The organism is Streptomyces sp. NPDC127197 (genome assembly GCF_042672405.1).
Classification (GTDB): domain Bacteria; phylum Actinomycetota; class Actinomycetes; order Streptomycetales; family Streptomycetaceae; genus Streptomyces; species Streptomyces flavusporus.
The window spans coordinates 58110-76968 of sequence record NZ_JBHXVG010000011.1 but is presented as its reverse complement, the minus strand read 5'-3'; the positions used below and the strand labels follow the sequence as shown (position 1 = coordinate 76968).

Here is an 18859-nt window from a genome sequence, read left to right as displayed (position 1 = left end):
CCTTACATGGCTGGCCACATCCAAGACCGATGGTTCAAGACCGTTACCGGCCCTGACAGAAAGCCCGTCAAGGTCAAGACCGACCGCCACGGAACCGGCCTGCGGTACCGCGCCCGGTACGTCGGCCCGGACGGCACCGAAAAGAGCAAGTCGTTCCGCGACAAGGAACTGCGGCTGGCGAAGCAGTGGCTCGCGCAGATCGAAGCGGACATGTCGCGCGGTCAGTACGTCGACCCACGCGCCGCTCGAACGACGTTCCGGCAGTACGCGGAACGCTGGGTCAAGACGCACACCGGCGAGATCAACAGCCGTGAGGCTGCGGAGCGTCGTCTGCGGCTGCACGCCTACCCCCACATCGGCTCGCGCCCGCTCGGCTCGTTCAAGCCGGAGCACATCCGCGCCTGGATCGCCGACCTGGAAGCCACCGTGCCGGCGGAGTCGCATCGCCGCATCATCGTCGGTACCGTCTCTGCAGCGCTGAGCGCGGCCGTCGAGGACGGGCTACTGAGCAAGAACCCTTGCCGCGCTCGTACGGTGAAGCTCCCGAAACCGGGCAAGCCGCGTGTCGAGCCGTGGACGGCAAAGCAGGTCTTCGGCGTACGCGCCGCCCTTCCCCAGCGCTACCAGGCCGCCGTGGACATCGGGGCGGGTTGCGGACTGCGGCAGGGTGAGATCTTCGGTCTGGCCGTCGAGGAACTCGACTACGAGGGCGGATGGCTGACCGTGGGCCATCAGCTCAAGCGCATCCGGGGCAAGTACGTCTTCGCCCTGCCGAAGGGTGGCAAGGTCCGGGACGTGCCGCTGCCCAAGGCAGTGGCCACCGCGCTCCGGGACCACTCGAAGGAGTTCGAGCCGATCTACGTGACTCTGCCGTGGCGCACGCCCGATGGTCCCCCAGTGACGAAGCAGCTCATCTTCAGCGGAGTCGAGGGACGGCACGTCCGTGTGAGCAACTTCAACGACCACCATTGGAAGCCCGCTCTCGCTGCCGCAGGCATCATCCCGGCGCGGGAGCCGGGTGAGCGGTACGCGTCGGCTCCCGAAGACGGCATGCACGCGCTCAGGCACTTCTACGCGTCCGTGCTGCTGGACGCGGGCGAGAGCATCCGGGCCCTGAGTTCGTACCTCGGTCACGCCGACCCGGGGTTCACACTCCGGACCTACACGCACCTCATGCCGAGCAGTGAGGGACGCACACGGAAGGCCGTCGACAGCCTCTATCTGGCGTCGAATCCTCAAGATCACGGCCCAGAGACGGCCCAGGCCGCCTAATCCGGCCCGGGCCGGAGACAAACGCGCTGGTCGGGGCCCCGCCGGGCCCCACCGCGCAGACTTCGTCTACTTCTGGCCCCTGTACACCGGCACCGCGATTCCGATCGACGACTGGCGTTCACGGATGTGGCTGGACACCTGGGTCTGATGACGGGTCTAACAATCTGAGAAACACCCGCCCCGTCGTTCACAGGTCCCCCTTAGAGTGCGGAGATCGAGAACGGGGAGGGGGCGCATCGTGCGCAAGGGGGTCAAGGCTGCCGTCGTCGGCAGTGTGTTCGCCGTGATGGTGGGAGGGGCCGGGTACGGCGCCTTCAACCTCGTGTCCGCGCTGAACGGTGACGGCTCAGCCGGCTCGGCCGGTGAGGAGGCCGTCAAGACCGGGCCGCCCAGCAGTGCGGAGGTCGAGGAGACGACGCGCGCGTTCTTCGCCGCGTGGGAGAAGGCGCATGGCGTGAAGGCGGCGTCGTACACGAACAACGAGGCCGAGGCCGAGCCGCTGCTGACGTCCTTCGGGCAGGACGCGCACATCACCGCAGTGAAGATCACGCCCGGTGAGGCGACCGGCCGTACGGTCCCCTTCTCGGTGAAGGCGACGGTGTCGTACGGCGGGAAGTCCAAGCCGCTCGCGTACGACAGCCGCCTCACCGTCGTCCGCGGGGTCACCACCGGGCGGGCGCTGGTCGACTGGAAGCCGTCCGTCGTCCATCCCGCCCTGAAGGACGGCGACACCCTCGTCACCGAGGAGGCGGCGAACCCGCCCATCGAGGCGGTCGACCGCGACGGCACCGTCCTGACGAAGGAGAAGTACCCCTCGCTGGGTCCGATCCTGGACGAGCTGCGCGCCCGCTACGGCGACAAGGCCGGCGGCACCCCCGGCGTCGAACTCGCCGTCCGGCACACGGCGGGCGAGGCGGCCGACACCTCGCTGCTGACCCTGTCCGAGGGCAAGCCGGGCAAACTGCCGACGACGCTCAGCGCGAGCGCGCAGGCGGCGGCCGAAAAGGCGGTCAAGCAGTACGACGAGTCGTCCGTGGTCGCCGTCAAACCGAGCACCGGCGAGGTGCTGGCGGTCGCCAACAACCGCACGGACGGCTGGAACGCGGCGTTCCTCGGCCAGGTGGCACCCGGCTCCACGATGAAGATAGTCAGCGCGGCGACCCTCATCGACAACGGCCTCACCTCCATGAACGGTCCGGCGCCCTGTCCCGACTCGGCGGTATGGCAGAGCCAGACCTTCCACAACCTCACCGGCATGACGCCCAACGAGAACGCGACCCTCTCCGAGAGCTTCGCCCGCTCCTGCAACACGGCCTTCATCAAGTTCGCGGACGAGGTGAAGGTGGACTCCCTGACCAAGGAGGCGCAGGACCGCTTCGGGCTCGGCCGCGACGACTGGCAGGTCGGCATCCCCTCCTTCGACGGCTCGGTCCCCGCCTCCGGCGGCCCGGACACCGCGGCCAACATGATCGGCCAGGGCCAGGTCCAGATGAGCCCGCTGAACATGGCCTCGGTGACGTCGACGGCGATGACGGGCACGTTCCGGCAGCCGGTGATCGTGCCACAGCGCCTCGACGGCCGTGAACTGGCCCGGGCGCAGGGCCTGTCGGACGACACCGTCGCCCAGCTGCGCGCCATGATGAACCGCACCGCCACCAGCGGCACCGCGGCCGGCGTGATGTCCCGGCTGGGCGGCGACATCGGGGCGAAGACCGGTTCGGCGGAGGTGGACGGGCAGGCCAAGGCCAACAGCTGGTTCACTGGCTATCGCAACGACGTTGCGGCGGCGGCCATGGCCCAGCAGGGCGGTCGCGGCGGTGACGCGGCCGGTCCGATCGTGGCGGCCGTCCTGCGGGCGGGTGGCTGATGTCACCCACATGTCCCCCACACAGGACGGGACTCTAGGGTGGGGCCGTCGTTGGGGACTGTGAGTGCTACGAGGCCGGTACGGCCGCACGGGTCGTAGCCGGCCATGCGGGCGGCGTGACCCGGGAATGCGCGGAGGATCGGGAAGCAGTGGGCAAGAGAAGGCGCGTCGCCGAGCGACGGAAGACGAAGCCCGCCGTCATCGGCGGGATGATCGCCGTGGTCGTCGGCGGTGCCGGGATCGGCGCCTACGCGCTGTTCGGTGGCGGGGCCGCGGCCGAGGACGGCACGTCGGCGGCCTCCGCCGGCGGGAAGAAGTCCGTGAAGACCGGCCCGCTGTCGGCCACCGAGGTCACCACCGCCGCCCGGGAGTTCCTCACGGCCTGGCAGCAGGGCCAGGTGACACAGGCGGCGGCTGCCACGGACGACGCCACCGCGGCGAAGACCCTGCTGACCGCCTACGCCAAGGACGCCCACCTCGAGGACGTCACGCTCACCCCCGGTACCCGCACGGGCGACCGGCTCCCGTTCACCGTGAAGGGCACGGTGTCGTACAAGGGGGTCAGCAAGCCGCTGTCGTACGAGAGTTCACTGAAGGTCGTACGACAGGACTCGGACGGCACGCCGATCGTCGCCTGGGAGCCGTCCGTCGTGCACCCCGACCTGCGTGACGGAGACCGGCTCGTGACCGGCGAGTCCGGGACGCCGCCGGTGACGGCGCTGGACCGGGACGGCGGGGAGCTGACGGCGAAGGAGTACCCGTCGCTGGGGCCGGTGCTGGACGGGCTGCGCGAGAAGTACGGCAAGACGGCGGGCGGCAAGGCGGGCGTCGAGCTCCAGGTGGTCCGCGGGAAGGCCTCCCAGGCCAAGGAGCTGTCCGACAAGACGCTGCTGGAGCTGAGCGAGGGCACGCCGGGCAAGGTGAAGACGACGCTCAGCCCGTCGATGCAGGCGGCGGCGGAGGACCAGGTCGCCTCGAAGGCGCGGGCGTCGGTGGTCGTGCTGCGGCCCTCGACGGGCGAGATCCTGGCGGTCGCGAACGCCTCCCGCGGCTTCAACACCGCCTTCCAGGGCTCGCTGGCGCCCGGTTCGACGATGAAGGTCATCACGTCGTCGCTGCTGATCGAGAAGGGGCTGGCGTCCGCGGACAAGCAGCATCCGTGCCCCAAGTACTTCTCGTACGGGGGCTGGAAGTTCCAGAACGACGACAAGTTCCAGATCAAGGACGGGACGTTCAAGGCGAGCTTCGCGCGGTCCTGCAACACGGCGTTCATCAGCCAGGCGCCCGAGCTGTCCGACGACGATCTGACCAAGCAGGCGCAGCAGGTGTTCGGTCTGTCGCAGAACAACTGGTCAGTCGGCGTACCGACCTTCGACGGCGCCGTGCCGGTGCAGTCCGACGCCCAGATGGCGGCGTCGCTCATCGGCCAGGGCGGGGTGCGGATGAACCCGCTGAACATGGCGTCGGTGTCGGCGACGATCAAGTCGGGCGTCTTCCACCAGCCGTACCTGGTCGCCCCGTCGGTGGACGGGCGCAAGCTGGCCACGGCGTCGCGCACGCTGTCCGCGTCCGCGCTGTCGCAGCTGCGGGAGCTGATGGCCTACACGGCGGCGTACGGTACGGCGGCGGAGGCGATGGCGGGAGTCACCGGTGACGTCGGTGCGAAGACCGGCTCCGCCGAGGTCGACGGTCAGAAGAAGCCCAACGGCTGGTTCACCGCGTACCGGGGCGACCTGGCCGCCGCGGGTGTCGTCCAGTCGGCCGGGCACGGCGGGGAGACGGCGGGGCCGATCGTGGCGGCGCTGCTGAAGAAGGGCGGCTGACGCGCAAGCGCTCCGCTGGGAGTGCCGGCATGGGCCGTCGGTCGTCTGCGGCGCCATCGTGGCTGGTCGCGCCCACGCGGCGGAGCCGCACATCGATACAGCCCCGCGCCCCTTCAGGGCACTTCGCCCGACCCGCTCAGCTGTGGACCGGTGTCGCGGCCGCCATGTACGTCCGGCGCAGGAAGCGGATCAGGGTCTTCGTCTCGAACTGCACGACCGCCGTGCCCTGCGCGGAGTGGAACTCGACCACGGCCTGCACCCGCCCGCACGGCCACACCCGTACCTCGCCGGAGCCGGCCGGTGCGCGCAGGCCCTGTTCGAGCAGGGACCGGGAGAAGGACCACTCGTGCGGGCCGGGCAGACGTATGCGGACCGCGCGCGGGTCGATATCGGGGTCATAGCGCAGAACGACCGGAACCGCTCCCTTCTCCTCGAGTACCTGGACGTCCTCGTCCGTGACGATCTGGGCTCGTGCGTACTGTTCGACTACAGACATCGGACGGCCCCTTCACCCTGCGTGAGCTGTGCGGAAGCTGTGAATCCGCTTCCACTCCAATGTCCCATATTTTCGGGATTACGCTCGCCGGACGGGCGATCTCCCATGCATGCGCATGGAACAACAGGAGACTGACTCGCTCTTGCAAGGCATTCGCATTAAGCCACTATCATCGAACGGTGCATGTACCTGACGGATTCATCAACGCCCCCACCTCCGCCGTGGCCGGAGTCGTCGCCGCGGGCGCCGTCGCCGTCAGCCTGCGCGGCGCGCGCCGCGAGCTCGACGAGCGCACCGCGCCGCTGGCCGGTCTCGTGGCGGCGTTCATCTTCGCGGTGCAGATGCTGAACTTCCCGGTCGCAGCCGGGACCAGCGGACATCTGCTGGGCGGCGCCCTCGCCGCGATACTCGTCGGCCCCTACACCGGCGTCCTGTGCATATCCGTCGTCCTGCTGATGCAGGGCGTCCTCTTCGCGGACGGCGGCCTGACCGCACTGGGCGTGAACATCACCGACATGGCGATCGTCGGCGTCGTCGTCGCCTACGTCGTCTTCCGCGGCCTGGTGAAGGTGCTGCCGCGCAGCCGGCGCTCGGTCACCGCGGCCTCCTTCGTCGCCGCGCTGGTGTCGGTGCCGACCGCCGCCCTCGCCTTCACCCTGTTCTACGCGGTCGGCGGCACCACCGACGTCTCCATCGGCAAGGTCACCACCGCCATGGTCGGCGTCCATATCCTCATCGGCATCGGCGAGGCCGCGATCACCGCGCTCACCGTCGGCGCCGTCGTCGCCGTCCGGCCGGACCTCGTGTACGGCGCCCGTGACCTGCGCCGGCCGCTGAAGCTGCGGGTCGGCGGCGAGCTCGTCGACGCGCCCGCCGCGGAGCCGGTCGCGGTCGCCGCGCGGTCTCACCGCAAGGTCTGGCTCGCGGGCCTCGTCACCTCCCTCGTCCTCGCCGGTTTCGTCAGCTTCTACGCCTCCGCCAGCCCCGACGGCCTGGAGAAGGTCGCCGAGGACAAGGGCTTCGCCGAGTCCGCCGAGGAACACGACATCGCCGACTCCCCGCTCGCCGACTACGGCGTCAAGGACGTCGACAACGCCCGTCTGTCCGGCGGCCTCGCCGGTGTGATCGGCGTCGGCGTCACCGTCGTCGCGGGCAGCGGCATCTTCTGGGCGGTGCGCCGCCGGCGCAACGACGAGGGAACCGACGTGTCGCCCGCCTCGCCCACGAACACGGGCGTCTGACATGGGTGCGGGCCACGCCCACAAGCTCTACCGGTCGGGGTCATCACTCGTGCACGCCCTGCCGCCGCACACCAAGCTCGCCGCCACCTTCGCCTTCGTCGTGGTCGTGGTGTCCACACCGCGGGAGGCGATGTGGGCGTTCGGGGCGTACGCCGTGCTGCTGGGCGTCGTCGCCGCCGTCGCGCGCGTGCCCGCCGGTTTTCTGCTCAAACGGCTGCTGATCGAGGTGCCGTTCGTCGCGTTCGCCGTGCTCCTGCCGTTCGTCGCGGAGGGCGAGCGCACCGAGGTGCTGGGCATGTCGCTGAGCGTCAGCGGACTGTGGGGCGCCTGGAACGTGCTCGCCAAGGGCACGCTGGGCGTCGCCGCGTCCGTGCTGCTGGCCTCCACCACCGAACTGCGGGAGCTGCTGCTGGGCCTGCAGCGGCTGAAGCTGCCGCCGCTGCTGGTGCAGATCGCGTCCTTCATGATCCGGTACGGCGATCTCATCACCGACGAGATGCGGCGGATGCGCATCGCGCGGGAGTCACGGGGCTTCGAGGCGCGCGGCATACGGCACTGGGGGGTGCTGGCGAAGTCCGCCGGGGCCCTTTTCATCCGCTCCTACGAGCGCGGTGAGCGCGTGCATCTCGCGATGGTCAGCCGTGGCTACGCCGGTGTGATGCCGGTGATCGACGAGGTGACCGCGTCCCGGGCGCAGTGGTCGTACGCCCTCGCGCTGCCGTGTGCCGCTCTTGTCGTCTGTCTGCTGGGATGGGTGTTGTGACTGCTTCTGCCTCGCTGGAGGTCTCGGGCCTCGCCTTCGCCTACCCCGACGGCCACCAGGCCCTCTTCGGCGTGGACTTCCGGGTCGAACGCGGCGAACGGGTCGCGCTGCTCGGGCCGAACGGTGCCGGCAAGACCACGCTGGTGCTGCACCTCAACGGCATCCTGAGCGGCGGCACGGGCTCGGTGCGGGTGGCCGGGCTGCCCGTCGACAGGAAGAACATGGCCGAGATCCGGCGCCGCGTCGGCATCGTCTTCCAGGACCCCGACGACCAGCTCTTCATGCCGACCGTCCGCGAGGACGTCGCCTTCGGGCCGGCCGCGGCCGGGCTGACGGGGGCGGAACTCCAGGCGCGCGTGCAGCGGGCGCTGGAACAGGTGGGGATGGCCGGCTTCCAGGACCGGCCCCCGCACCATCTGTCCTTCGGGCAGCGGCGCCGGGTGGCCGTCGCGACCGTGCTGGCCATGGAACCGGAGATCCTCGTCCTGGACGAGCCGTCCTCCAACCTCGACCCGGCCTCCCGTCGCGAACTGGCCGACATCCTGCGCTCCCTGGACGTGACCGTGCTCATGGTCACCCACGACCTGCCGTACGCCCTCGAGTTGTGCCCGCGCTCGCTGATCCTGAGCGACGGTGTCATCGCCGCCGACGGTCCGACCGGCGACCTGCTCGGCGACGACGAGCTCATGCGGGCGCACCGTCTGGAGCTGCCCTTCGGCTTCGACCCGCGGTCGGTGCCGGCCGGGTCGGGGCCCGCGTGACGCGTTTCCGTGACCGCCGTTCCCCGGCGTCCGTGACAATGGGCGCGTGACGGAACACGAGGACGCCGGGTCGCTGCTGCTGGACGAGCAGCTGTGCTTCGCGCTGTACGCCGCCCAGCGCGCGGTGACGGCCGCATACCGCCCGCTCCTCGACGAGCTCGGTCTGACCTACCCGCAGTACCTCGTGCTGCTCGTCCTGTGGGAGCGCGGCGAGACCACGGTCAAGGAGCTGGCGGCGGCGCTCCGGCTCGACTACGGCACGGTGTCGCCGCTGCTCAAGCGGCTTGCGGCGGCGGGGCTCGTACGCCGGGAGCGCGCGGCGCACGACGAGCGCTCGGTGCTGGTTGCCTGCACGGGGCGCGCGGAGGAACTGAGGGAGCGTGCGGCGCGCGTGCCGGGCGCGCTGCTTGCGACGACGGGGCTCGGCGCGGCGGAAGTCGCACGGTTGCGCGAGGAGTTGTGGCAGCTCGCACAACGGGCGGGGGCGGCGGCCGAGAGCGCCCGCTGACGACGCGCACAGCGCACCGCGCACGGTGTTACCTCCGGTCACTACCCCCCAGTAGCCCAACAAGCCCTACCCGCCAGTACCTTGTGCACGATGTACTTGCACATCGCTGTGCTGTCTGCCGTTGTGTCCGCTCTGGGGGAGGTCCTGCCGTGACCGAAGACACCGCTGTCGACACCGCCGTCGACACCGTCCTCGACACCCGCCCGACGAAGATCATGTATGTCGCCGAGGCCACCGCGCACGGCGGCCGGGACGGCTATGTCACCAGTCAGGACGGCCAGATCGAACTGAAGGTGGCGATGCCTCCGGAGCTCGGCGGCGACGGCAACGGCACCAACCCGGAGCAGCTGTTCGCGGCCGGCTACAGCTCCTGCTTCCACAACGCGCTGGTCCTGGTCGGCCGTCGGGCGGGCTACGACCTGACGGGTTCCGCGGTCGCCGCGAAGGTCGGCATCGGCCCCAACAAGCAGCGCGGCTACGGCCTCGCGGTCGCGCTCAGCGTCTCCCTGCCGGTCCTCGACCCGGACATCGCCACGAAGCTGGTCGACGCGGCCCACGAGGTCTGCCCGTACTCGAACGCGACCCGCGGCAACATCGACGTCACGATTCTGCTGGGGTGACGAAAACCACCCGGAACCAAGGAATCGCCGGCTGTACGTCCGCGCTGCACCCACCGTCACAGGCGTGAGTGAACGGAGTACGGACGTGGATGTGCACGGCACGGTTGCCGAGGGCTTCGAGCCGGTCAGGGCAGCGTTCGTACGGAACTTCGAGGCGCTCGGCGACCGCGGCGCGGCCGTGGTCGTCCACCGCGACGGGCACAAGGTCGTCGACCTGTGGGGCGGCACGAAGGACGTCGACGGCAGTGAGCCGTGGGAGCAGGGCACTGCACAGATCGTGCGCTCGGCGACCAAGGGCGTCGCCGCCGCCGCACTCCTGCTGCTGCACCAGCGCGGCGAGCTGGACCTGGACGCGCCGGTCGGCGAGTGGTGGCCGGAGTACAAGGCGGCCGGCAAGGAGCGGACCCTCGTACGGCATCTGCTCACGCATCGCGCGGGGGTGCCGGTCCTGGACCGTCCGCTGACCCCGTCGGAGGCGGCCGACCCGGACCTCGGCGCCGCGGCGGTCGCCGCGCAGACGCCGGTGTGGGAGCCGGGAGCGGACCACGGGTACCACGCGCAGACGTACAGCTGGCTGGTCGGCGAGCTGATGCGGCGGGTCACCGGGCGTGAGGTCGGTGAGTGGATCGCGGACGAGATCGCGGGCCCGGTCGGCGCCGACCTGTGGCTCGGGCTCCCCGCGGACCGGGCCGCCCGGGTCGGACGCGTCGGGCAGGTGGCGCCCCCGGAGACGGCCGGCGCACTGAAGACGCGCCCCAAGCGAGCCGTGGCCGACGCCTACGCCGACCCCGCGTCCCTCACCCGGCGCGCCTTCGCCGCGATCACGCCCCTGCCCGACGAGAACGACGCCGCCTACCGCGCCGCCGCCCTCCCCGCCTCCAACGGCATCGGCACGGCGGAGGGCCTGTCCCGCTTCTACGCCTCGCTGATCGGCGACGTGGACGGCGGGCAGCGTCTTTTCACCCCGGAGACGGCCGAACTCGCCCGGGCCGAGCAGTCCGCGGGCCCCGACCGCACCCTCGTCGTCACCACCCGCTTCGGCCTCGGCTACATGCTGGACGGCGCCGCCTCCCCGCTGCTCTCCCCGGCCTCCTTCGGCCACCCGGGCCGCGGCGGCGCCCTCGGTTTCGCCGACCCGGAGGCCGGCATCGCCTTCGGCTATGTCACGAACGGCTTCCGCAAGAGCGTCACGGCGGACCCGAGAGCCCAGGCACTGGTACGCGCGGTACGCCAGGCGATCGCGTAGCGACCACGGGTGGGTCACTTCGTGACGGCCCGGAACTGCCACGCCTGACGCATGTCGCCCTTCCGGGGGAGCTGAAGGTCGACGCGGGGCGGGTAGACCGCCAACGGGCTCCGGTCGAGGACCAGTTCGCTGTCGGGAGCCTGGAGGTGGAAGGCGAGGAAGCCCTTACCCGTGCGCGGCGCCGGGCTCAGCCCCCACTCGTACGGAGTGCTCGTCGTCACGGCGAACCGGTGCGGCCGGAACGTGCCCTGATGGCCCACGTAGGTGTTCTGCCGGATGTTGCGCAGGGCGATGTTGCCGTGGGTGAGCCGCACCACCTCCCACTCCTGGGCGCCCGGCGCCGCACCGGGCGGCAGGATGACGAGGGGTTCGTCGACGCCCTGGGCGGTGAGGAGCTGCCCGGGGTTCTTGGCGATGGTGTAGGTCCCGCCGGCAAGGGGCGCCGGCCGGCTCGTGGCGGCCGCCGCCCGGGGGGCACCGGCGGTGAACAGGGCGGCCAGACTGGTGGCGGCGACGGTGCCGAGCGCACGGCGTCGGCTCAGAGGCTGTTGCGTCATGCGCCGATCGTGCCGCGTCGTCGCCTCCAGTGAACCGCCCTGGACCCGTTTGACCAGGCCTTTCCCCCGGTCGGGCGACCTGACGGCCACCTCCGGTTGTGCGTACGGCCAGGACGTACGCGGATAGGACGTACGACTAGGACGTACGGCGATCAGACGTGGATCGGGTGCGACGTCCGCCCGGACACCGCGTCGATCTCGCCGTGCGCCTTGGTGAGCAGCTGCATCGCGAGCTCGTTGAGCGCCCGCGCCCCGGCGATCTCCTCGCCGACCCTCGGCTGATTAGGGTCGGTGTGGTGCCGGCTGGCGTGCCCGTGGGCCCGAACCTCGCTCCCGTCGGGCAAACGCACCAACGCGGCTGCCTTCGTGTGCGTGTCGTCTTCCTGGAACTCCAGCTCGACATGCCATCCCACAGCGGTGTGCATCATGACGATCTCCTCCGGAACCCGTGTTTCCAGGGTTGCTTCCAGGGTGCTCCTTCGATGCCTGAGTTGTCGCGTTCCCGTCGCACTTGTCGCGTTACGGACCCGAGGCCGCCGCCGTGACCACGGCCGCCGTTCACTGCCGTGGGGCACGAAGACGGCATGCGCTGCTGCCTCTCCGCTCTGTCCGCCCTGTCTGCGCTCCCCGCTCCCCACCACGTCCTGCGCTCCGCCGCGTTGCTCTCCCCCGTCCTCCTGCACGGCCTGCGCACCCCGGCCCCCGCCCGGCACGCCGACGTCGTCACCGCCGTCCACCTGGAACTGGTCACCCTCACCGAGGACCACGCCGTCCTCACCTGGTTCACCGGCGTGCCCGGCACCGACGACAGCCTCGGCCGGATGGTGCCGGCGATCACCGAGGGCGAGGTGGTGTACGGCACCCATCCCGCGCGACTGAACCGGGTCGCGGGCGAGGACCGCCCCACCGCCCACCATCACGTCGAGCTCACCGGCCTGGAGCCCGGCCAGACGTACTACTACCAGGCCCGTTCCCGGGGCGTCGCCGCCACACCCACCCCGCTCCACCTGACCGGCGGCAACGCGGTCGGCACCTCCCGGCACGGCCTCGGCTCCCCCGGCGGCCCCTACTCCTTCACCACTCCCCAGCCCCCACCCGGCCGCCACCTGCTCTCCCTGGCCCTCTGCAACGACCTGCACCTCGGCGAGACCACGGCCGGTCTGGTGGCCGGCCTGCCCCTGCTGCGCGGGGTCTCCCAAGCCCCGGGCCGAGCGCCGTACCCGGAGATCACGACGCGGGCGGTGGTGACGGAGGCACGGCGCCGCGGTGCGCACCTCCTGCTGGCCGCCGGGGACATATCGGCCGGCGGCGCGGCCCGCGACCTGGCCACGGCCCGCCGCATCCTGGACGGTTTCGGTGCCCTCGGCCGCGACTACTTCGTCGTACGCGGCAACCACGACCGCGCCGGACCCGACGGCGACGCGTTCCGGACGGGCTTCCCCGGCCTCCCCTACTTCGCCCATGACCTGGGCGGCCTTCGCATCATCGGCCTCGACACCTACGCGAAGGCGGGCACCGGCGCCGACGCGGGCGGGATGGGCGCGGAACAGCTGTCATGGCTGCGGACGCGACTGCGGGAGGCGAGGGAACAGCCGACGCTCGTCTTCGGCCACCACCCGCTGACCGTGCGGGACTCGCTCTTCCCGGTGAGCGCGGGCCAGCGCCTGTCCCGGCGCGAGGCACGCGCGATCCTCACCGCGTACGCCGACGCGCGCGGCGTCTTCCTCCACCACGCCGGCCACACCCACCGCAACAAACGCACGGTGCTGCCGCAGGCCCCGCACGTCACCTTCCAGGAGGTCAGCGCCGTGAAGGACTACCCGGGCGGCTTCAGCCTGCTCCGGCTCCATACCGGCGGCTACGCCCTCAACCACTACACGCCCCGCGACGCCCCCGCGCGCGCCTGGGCCGAACGCAGCCGCCGGGTGGCGGGCGGGTTGTGGCCGCACTACGCCCTCGGCCGCTCGGTCACCGAACGCAACAGCGTCCGCGCCCACGACCTGTCCGGCATCACCCGCCCGGCCCCCCGGGATCCGGCAACGGGGCAGCTCACGGCGGCGTGAGCCGATCCGGGTCACGGCGGCACGAGCCCGATCCGGGCGCCCGCAGCCGGGCCGCCCGCGACCACGCCGTACCTCAACTCACCGCAGCATCAACCCGATTCCGGCCACCAGCAGCCCGGCGGCCACGATCCGCGGCGTACCGAACCGCTCCTTGAACACCACTGCCCCGATGGCCGCGCCCACGATGACCGACGACTCGCGCAGGGCGGAGATGGGCGCGAGTTCCGCGCGGGTCTGCGCCCACAGGATCAGCGCATACGCCCCCACGGAGAGCCCCGCGCCCAGCAGCCCGAGCCCGAGGAACGGCCGCAGGCGCGCGGGCGTCTGTGTACGCCAGCGGTACACGGCGTACGCCGGTATCACCATCCCCTGCACCGCCATGAGCCACGCGATGTACCCGAGGGACGAGCCAGACGCCCGCACGCCCAGCCCGTCCACCACCGTGTACGCCGCGATCGACAGCCCGGTCGCCAGCGCCGCCCCGATCGCCGCCCAGTCCGGCCGCCGCCCGCGCAGCCCCCACAGCGCGGCGCCGGTGAGTCCCGTGCAGCTCAGCGCGATACCGGCGACGACCCAGCCGTCCGGCACCTCGTGTGCGAAGACGGCGGCGAGCACGGTGACGGCCAGCGGCGCACTGCCGCGCGCGATCGGATACGCCTGCCCGAAGTCGCCGAGCCGGAACGACGTCATCAGCAGCGCGTAATAGGCGATGTGGATGGCGGCAGAGGCGAAGAGATACGGCCACGCCCGCCCGGCCGGGAAGGCCACGAACGGCACGAGCGCGAGCCCGATGACCAGGCCTCCGCCCGAGATGAGCGCGAACCCGACCAGCTTGTCGGTGATGCGGTGGGCGATCGCGTTCCAGCTCGCGTGGGCAACGGCGGCCAGCAGCACGGCCGCCGTGACCAGCGGCGTCACGCAGCCCGCTCGCGCACGTCCACCAGGGTGCCGCCTGCGTGGGCGATCAGGGCCTTGGGTTCCATCGGGAACACGGTGTACGGCGTCCCGGCGGCGGCCCACACCACGTCGTGGTCGAGCAGCGACCGGTCGGCGAGCACCCGCGTCGCCGTCCGGTGCCCGAACGGCGGTACGCCCCCGATGGCATACCCCGTCGTCTCGCGTACGACGTCCGCCTTGGCCCGCGTGACTTTCTCGGCGCCGAGCTCCCGCCGCACGAGCTCCACGTCGACGCGGGACGCCCCGTCCATGAGGACGAGCACCGGGACCCCGTCCGCCGCGAAGACCAGCGACTTGCAGATCTGGCTCAACTCGCACCCGATCGCGGCGGCGGCCTCGGCGGCGGTACGGGTCGCGTCCGGGAACCGGCGGACACGACCGTGCAGTTCACGGAGCCCCAGCGCGTCGAGGGCCTCGGCGAAACGGGGATGGGCTCCTGAGGTTCCGGCATCCGAAGTGGTCATGAACGGCACGCTAGCGTTCCGTGTACGGCACATGCGACCGGGTTACCAGCGGCTCGCTGGGCGAGCGCCCTGCGCGCGGACGGTGTCACGGACGAGGAACTGACCCGCTTCTACGCCCTCCTGAGGGACCCGGCGTTCGCCGTCAACTCCTACCCGCTGATCAGCACACGGGGTCGTCGCAGGTGACGCCAGTCGGAGGAGTCACCGTCGGGGCCGCCCGCTTCTTTGTCAGTGTCGTGCTTCCACGAGCCGAGTAAAGGGCGCTCCAGCACGGGTGAGAAGCGAGCGAGCGGCCCGGAAAGGCGGGTGCCCCAGGTCGGCCGACCATGCGGGTGGGCTGGGGGGGTTGGCCGGGGTTGGGGGCGCGTCAGCGCCTCACATGCACGCCGGGTGGGCTCAGCGGCAAGCGGACAGCGGGCGGGGGCAACATCCGGGGTCTCTGACTGGTAGCCAGTTCCTCCGGGGCTCCGATGCCGGGTGCTGGATCAGCAATTGGCCGATTTGGCTCACCCAGCAGGGGAGAAAGCCCAGGTGGAGACTGCCTGCGGTGAGCCAAATCGGCCAATTACCTGCCGGGTGCGATCCTTGAGGCTGGTGTGACTTCCGTGACCTGCCGATGCCACCGACCCGGCCTTCGCCAACTACCCACCGCCCGCAAGCAGCTGAGCCCACCCGGCGTGCCGCCACCCCGCTGCCGCGCCCGCCAACCCCGGCCAGCCCCGCAGCCGACGGAGGTGACCGCCTGCCTCGGCCACCCGCCTTTCCGGGCCGCTCGCTCGCTTCTCACCCGTGCTGGAGCGAGGCGAGTCAAGGGTGGCCCGCAGGGCCATCGCCGAAGGCGACGCGCAGCGCCCTTTACTCGCCTCGCGGAAGCACGACACTGGCCAAGAAGCGAGCGGCCCCGACAGTCACGTCGCGACGTACGTCAGGAAGTCGGCCCAGGTGCTCCAGCCGGGCAAGACGGTCTGGGCCGAGCTGGGCGTGCGGGAATCGGGGCATGAAGGAAGCCGGTGAGGGCAGCCCCGTCCCCACGGAACCCTCACCGGCTGGTCTTCAGGGAAGCCGGCGCGTCAGACGCGTACCAGCTCCCGTTCCTCGTCCGGGTCCTTGCGGTCGTCGTCGGAGCGGGTGCGCAGGCCCTCGCCCTCGACGTCGACGTTGGGCAGGGCGCGGTCCAGCCACTTCGGCAGCCACCAGGCCTTGTCGCCGAGCAGGGCGAGCACCGCCGGGACGATCGCCATGCGGACGATGAACGCGTCGAAGAAGACCGCGATCGCGAGACCGAAGCCGATCATCTTGACCATCGACTCGCTGGAGCCGATGAAGCCGGCGAACACCGCCATCATGATCACCGCCGCGGCCGTGACCACCCGCGCGCCGTGCCTGAAGCCCGTGACGACCGCCTGGCTGGGCTTCTCGCCGTGGACGTACGCCTCCCGCATCCGCGTCACGAGGAACACCTCGTAGTCCATCGCGAGGCCGAAGACCACGCCGACCATGAAGATCGGCATCATCGACATGATCGGGCCGGTCTCCTCGACGCCCATCAGGTCGGCCATCCAGCCCCACTGGAACACCGCGACCACAGCACCGAGTGCGGCGAGCACGCTGAGCAGGAAGCCGAGGGCCGCCTTCAGGGGGACCAGGATCGAGCGGAAGACCGCGATCAGGAGCAGGAACGCGAGGCCCACCACCAGCGCCAGGTACGGGATCAGCGCATCGTTCATCTTCTGCGAGAAGTCGATGTTCATGGCGGTGGTGCCGGTGACCAGCACCTCCGCGCCCGTGTCGGCCTTGAGGTCCGCGCCCGCGTCACGGATGCCGTGGACCAGGTCCTCGGTCTGCGTCGACGAGGGCTTGGAGTCCGGGATCACAGTGATCGTGTAGGTGTCACCGGCCTTGTTGGGCACCGCCGGGGTCACCGTGACGACGCCTTCCAGGTCCTTGATCTCGTCGGTCACCGTGGCGGCGGCCGCCTGGGGATCGTCGCTGGACTTGGCGTCGACCACCAGCATCAGCGGACCGTTGAAGCCGGGGCCGAAGCCCTCGGACAGCAGGTCGTAGGCGCGGCGCTGGGTCGTCGACGTCGGCTGCGAACCGTCGTCGGGCAGGCCCAGCTCGAGCGAGCCGACCGGGGCCGCGGCGGCGCCGAGGCCGATGATGCCGAAGAGGAGGACGGCGACGGGGCGGCGGACGACGAAGCTCGCCCAGCGCGTGCCCATGTTCGGCTTGGTCTGGCTGTCCTGGCTGCTCTGGTTCTTGGACTTGCGGCCGCCGCCGAGCAGCTTGCTCTTCGCGCCCGCCGGCTGGATCTTGCGGCCCGCGTAGCCGAGCAGCGCCGGGATCATGGTGAGAGCGATCAGTACGGCGATGACGACCGTGCCTGCGGCTGCGAGGCCCATCTTGGTCAGCATCGGGATGTTGACGACCGCGAGACCGGCCAGGGCGATCACGACCGTCAGGCCCGCGAAGACCACCGCGGAGCCCGCCGTGCCGACCGCCCGGCCGACCGCTTCGTCGCGGTCACGGCCCTCGGCGAGTTCGGCCCGGTAGCGGGAGACGATGAACAGCGCGTAGTCGATGCCGACGGCGAGGCCGATCATCATGGCCAGCGTGGAGGTGGTGGAGCCGAGTTCGAGCGTGTTGGCGAGGGCCGTGATGGTGGCGACGCCGATGCCCACGCCGATGAGCGCCGTCAGCAGCGGCAGCCCGGCCGCGACCAGCGAGCCCAGGGTGATCACCAGGACGACCGCGGCGACCGCGATACCGATGATCTCGGTGGTGCCGGTCTCGGGCGTGGCCTGGAGCGCGTCACCGCCGACCTCCACGGTCAGCCCGGCGTCCCGCGCGTTCTGCGCGGCCTCCTCCAGGGCTTCCTTGGTGGAGTCCTTCAGCTCCATGCCGGAGACGTCGTAGCTCACCGCCGCGTAGGCGACCGTGCCGTCCTTGCTGACGGCCTGCGCCTGGTACGGGTCGGCGACGGAGGCGACCTCGGAGCCGTCGGACAGCTCCTGGACGGCCTTCTCGACGGTCGCCTTGTTGTCGGCGTCGGTCATCTTCTCGCCGTCGGGCGCCTTGAAGACGACCCGGGCGGTCGCTCCGTCGGCGCTCATGCCGGGGAAGCGGTCCTCCAGCAGGTCGAAGGCCTTCTGGGCCTCGGTGCCGGGGATGGAGAAGGAGGTGGTGCCCGCAGCGGGGGCACTGGCGGCGCCGACACCGGCGAGCGTCAGCAGCGCCACCCATATCAGGGCGACGAAATGCCGTCGCCGGAAGGCGAGCCGGCCGAGTTTGTAGAGGAACGTGGCCACGAGGGCGTCTCCCGGTCAGGTCGTGGGGTGTTCAGGGCAGGGTTGATCAACCCGGTGGGTGGCAGGGGTGATCGGCCCGACGACGTGAGCGGTCGCGTCAGGTACTGGTCGGGTACTAACTGAGGGGGATGCTGCTCAGGTGGTGGGAACGCCGAGGGCGGGGAGGACCACGGCGTCGATGTACGAGGTGAGGAAGGCCCGGGTCGGCGGCTGATCCTCGATCAGCCCCCTGGCGACGAATGCGCCGATCATCATGTGCACCACGAATTCCAGCGCCGGGTTGTCCGCACGGATCTCACCCCGGTCGATGGCACGCTGCAGCACACGACGGAATTCCGTCATCTCCGGCTCGATGAGCTGTTCCCGGAACTCCCGCAGGAGATCGGGGTTGTTGTGCACCGCCATGGCCAGACCCCGCATGAGCGCGGCGTTCTGCTCCATCTCGCAGTCGTCCGCCAGCTCCATGTGGGCGTGCAGGTCGCCCCGGAGCGAGCCGGTGTCGACGTCGGCGAAGGAACCGGGTTTGTTGTGCCGGATGGCCTTCACCACCAGCTCGGCCTTGCCGCCCCACTGGCGGTAGAGCGTGGCCTTGCTGGAGCGTGTCCTGGCGGCCACGGCGTCCATGGTGAGGGCGTCGTAGCCGACTTCACGGAGCAGGTCGAGCACGGCCTCGTACAGCTCGGCCGCGCGCTCGGGAGTGATACGACTGCGACGCGGCGTTGCGACCTCAGCCATTCCGCTCACCTTCCTGTTCCGAACGACACGTCGAACCAACTTCCGAACGATACGGTTTCGTACACGAGGAATGTAGCGCAGCCCGCATTCGAAACGAAACGGTTTCGTACGTGTCCTGCGTCACGCATCGTTATTTTTTCACGATTTGCTACGGTTCGTTCCCGGACAAAGCATGGAA

Annotated in this window: 18 protein-coding genes; 11 read left to right on the top strand and 7 right to left on the bottom strand. The window is 70.8% G+C overall.

Annotated features, from left to right (window positions below; all coding sequences use genetic code 11):
* The first annotated feature begins 6 nt into the window (after nt 1–6).
* The 3 genes from ACFVJQ_RS19200 (at nt 7) to ACFVJQ_RS19190 (ending at nt 4962) form a co-directional block, all read left to right on the top strand.
* Nucleotides 7–1272: a tyrosine-type recombinase/integrase gene (locus ACFVJQ_RS19200; protein WP_385785248.1), complete on the top strand. Its 1266-nt coding sequence runs from the start codon at nt 7–9 to the stop codon at nt 1270–1272.
* A gap of 238 nt (nt 1273–1510) precedes the next feature.
* Complete coding sequence (locus ACFVJQ_RS19195; RefSeq protein ID WP_385513479.1) at nt 1511–3139, top strand: penicillin-binding transpeptidase domain-containing protein; 1629 nt, start codon at nt 1511–1513, stop codon at nt 3137–3139.
* A 149-nt stretch (nt 3140–3288) separates the two neighbouring features.
* Nucleotides 3289–4962 (top strand): penicillin-binding transpeptidase domain-containing protein, encoded by a 1674-nt coding sequence (locus ACFVJQ_RS19190; RefSeq protein WP_385513478.1) that lies wholly within the window; start codon nt 3289–3291, stop codon nt 4960–4962.
* A 136-nt stretch (nt 4963–5098) separates the two neighbouring features.
* Here the strand turns inward: ACFVJQ_RS19190 and ACFVJQ_RS19185 are convergent, their stop codons facing one another.
* Nucleotides 5099–5458, bottom strand: a complete 360-nt coding sequence (locus tag ACFVJQ_RS19185) for an SsgA family sporulation/cell division regulator (RefSeq protein ID WP_385785244.1) — start codon at nt 5456–5458, stop codon at nt 5099–5101.
* Between the two features lie 179 nt (nt 5459–5637).
* Here ACFVJQ_RS19185 and ACFVJQ_RS19180 point away from each other — a divergent pair, with 179 nt between their 5' ends.
* The 6 genes from ACFVJQ_RS19180 (at nt 5638) to ACFVJQ_RS19155 (ending at nt 10597) form a co-directional block, all read left to right on the top strand.
* Nucleotides 5638–6699 carry an energy-coupling factor ABC transporter permease gene (locus tag ACFVJQ_RS19180; RefSeq protein WP_385785241.1) on the top strand — a complete coding sequence of 354 codons (1062 nt, stop codon included), beginning with the start codon at nt 5638–5640 and terminating at the stop codon, nt 6697–6699.
* A gap of 1 nt (nt 6700) precedes the next feature.
* A complete protein-coding gene (gene cbiQ / locus ACFVJQ_RS19175) occupies nt 6701–7462 on the top strand; it encodes a cobalt ECF transporter T component CbiQ (RefSeq protein ID WP_385785238.1) in 762 nt (253 codons plus the stop codon).
* Entirely contained in the window at nt 7450–8223 is a 774-nt protein-coding gene (locus ACFVJQ_RS19170; RefSeq protein ID WP_385785235.1) for an energy-coupling factor ABC transporter ATP-binding protein, read from the top strand. Before cbiQ ends, ACFVJQ_RS19170 begins: the two co-directional genes overlap by 13 nt.
* Nucleotides 8224–8269: 46 nt before the next feature.
* A complete protein-coding gene (locus ACFVJQ_RS19165; RefSeq protein ID WP_385513473.1) occupies nt 8270–8731 on the top strand; it encodes a MarR family winged helix-turn-helix transcriptional regulator in 462 nt (153 codons plus the stop codon).
* Between the two features lie 149 nt (nt 8732–8880).
* Nucleotides 8881–9351 (top strand): organic hydroperoxide resistance protein, encoded by a 471-nt coding sequence (locus ACFVJQ_RS19160; RefSeq protein WP_385513472.1) that lies wholly within the window; start codon nt 8881–8883, stop codon nt 9349–9351.
* Between the two features lie 85 nt (nt 9352–9436).
* Complete coding sequence (locus ACFVJQ_RS19155; protein ID WP_385785534.1) at nt 9437–10597, top strand: serine hydrolase domain-containing protein; 1161 nt, start codon at nt 9437–9439, stop codon at nt 10595–10597.
* Between the two features lie 14 nt (nt 10598–10611).
* Here the strand turns inward: ACFVJQ_RS19155 and ACFVJQ_RS19150 are convergent, their stop codons facing one another.
* On the bottom strand, nt 10612–11154 hold the full coding sequence (locus tag ACFVJQ_RS19150; RefSeq protein WP_385513471.1) for a hypothetical protein: 543 nt from the start codon (nt 11152–11154) through the stop codon (nt 10612–10614).
* A 152-nt stretch (nt 11155–11306) separates the two neighbouring features.
* Nucleotides 11307–11582: a DUF1876 domain-containing protein gene (locus tag ACFVJQ_RS19145; RefSeq protein WP_385513470.1), complete on the bottom strand. Its 276-nt coding sequence runs from the start codon at nt 11580–11582 to the stop codon at nt 11307–11309.
* Between the two features lie 138 nt (nt 11583–11720).
* Between ACFVJQ_RS19145 and ACFVJQ_RS19140 the strand changes: the two genes are divergently transcribed.
* Nucleotides 11721–13217: a metallophosphoesterase gene (locus tag ACFVJQ_RS19140; RefSeq protein ID WP_385785230.1), complete on the top strand. Its 1497-nt coding sequence runs from the start codon at nt 11721–11723 to the stop codon at nt 13215–13217.
* Between the two features lie 78 nt (nt 13218–13295).
* On the opposite strand, the gene ACFVJQ_RS19135 is transcribed toward ACFVJQ_RS19140, so the two are convergent.
* Nucleotides 13296–14135, bottom strand: coding sequence for an EamA family transporter (locus ACFVJQ_RS19135; RefSeq protein ID WP_385785227.1), 840 nt, complete (start codon nt 14133–14135; stop codon nt 13296–13298).
* A complete protein-coding gene (locus ACFVJQ_RS19130; RefSeq protein WP_385785225.1) occupies nt 14132–14671 on the bottom strand; it encodes a YbaK/EbsC family protein in 540 nt (179 codons plus the stop codon). The genes ACFVJQ_RS19135 and ACFVJQ_RS19130 overlap by 4 nt, the downstream gene beginning before the upstream one ends.
* 780 nt (nt 14672–15451) lie before the next feature.
* On the opposite strand from ACFVJQ_RS19130, the gene ACFVJQ_RS19125 reads away from it, so the two are divergent.
* The gene (locus ACFVJQ_RS19125) at nt 15452–15652 is read left to right on the top strand and encodes a hypothetical protein (RefSeq protein WP_385513466.1); all 201 of its coding nucleotides are present in this window, start codon (nt 15452–15454) and stop codon (nt 15650–15652) included.
* 56 nt (nt 15653–15708) lie between these two features.
* Here ACFVJQ_RS19125 and ACFVJQ_RS19120 read toward each other — a convergent pair whose 3' ends face one another.
* Both ACFVJQ_RS19120 and ACFVJQ_RS19115 read right to left on the bottom strand, forming a co-directional pair.
* Nucleotides 15709–17946: an MMPL family transporter gene (locus ACFVJQ_RS19120; RefSeq protein WP_385513465.1), complete on the bottom strand. Its 2238-nt coding sequence runs from the start codon at nt 17944–17946 to the stop codon at nt 15709–15711.
* A 135-nt stretch (nt 17947–18081) separates the two neighbouring features.
* Entirely contained in the window at nt 18082–18681 is a 600-nt protein-coding gene (locus ACFVJQ_RS19115; RefSeq protein WP_385513464.1) for a TetR/AcrR family transcriptional regulator, read from the bottom strand.
* Nucleotides 18682–18859: the final 178 nt, after the last annotated feature.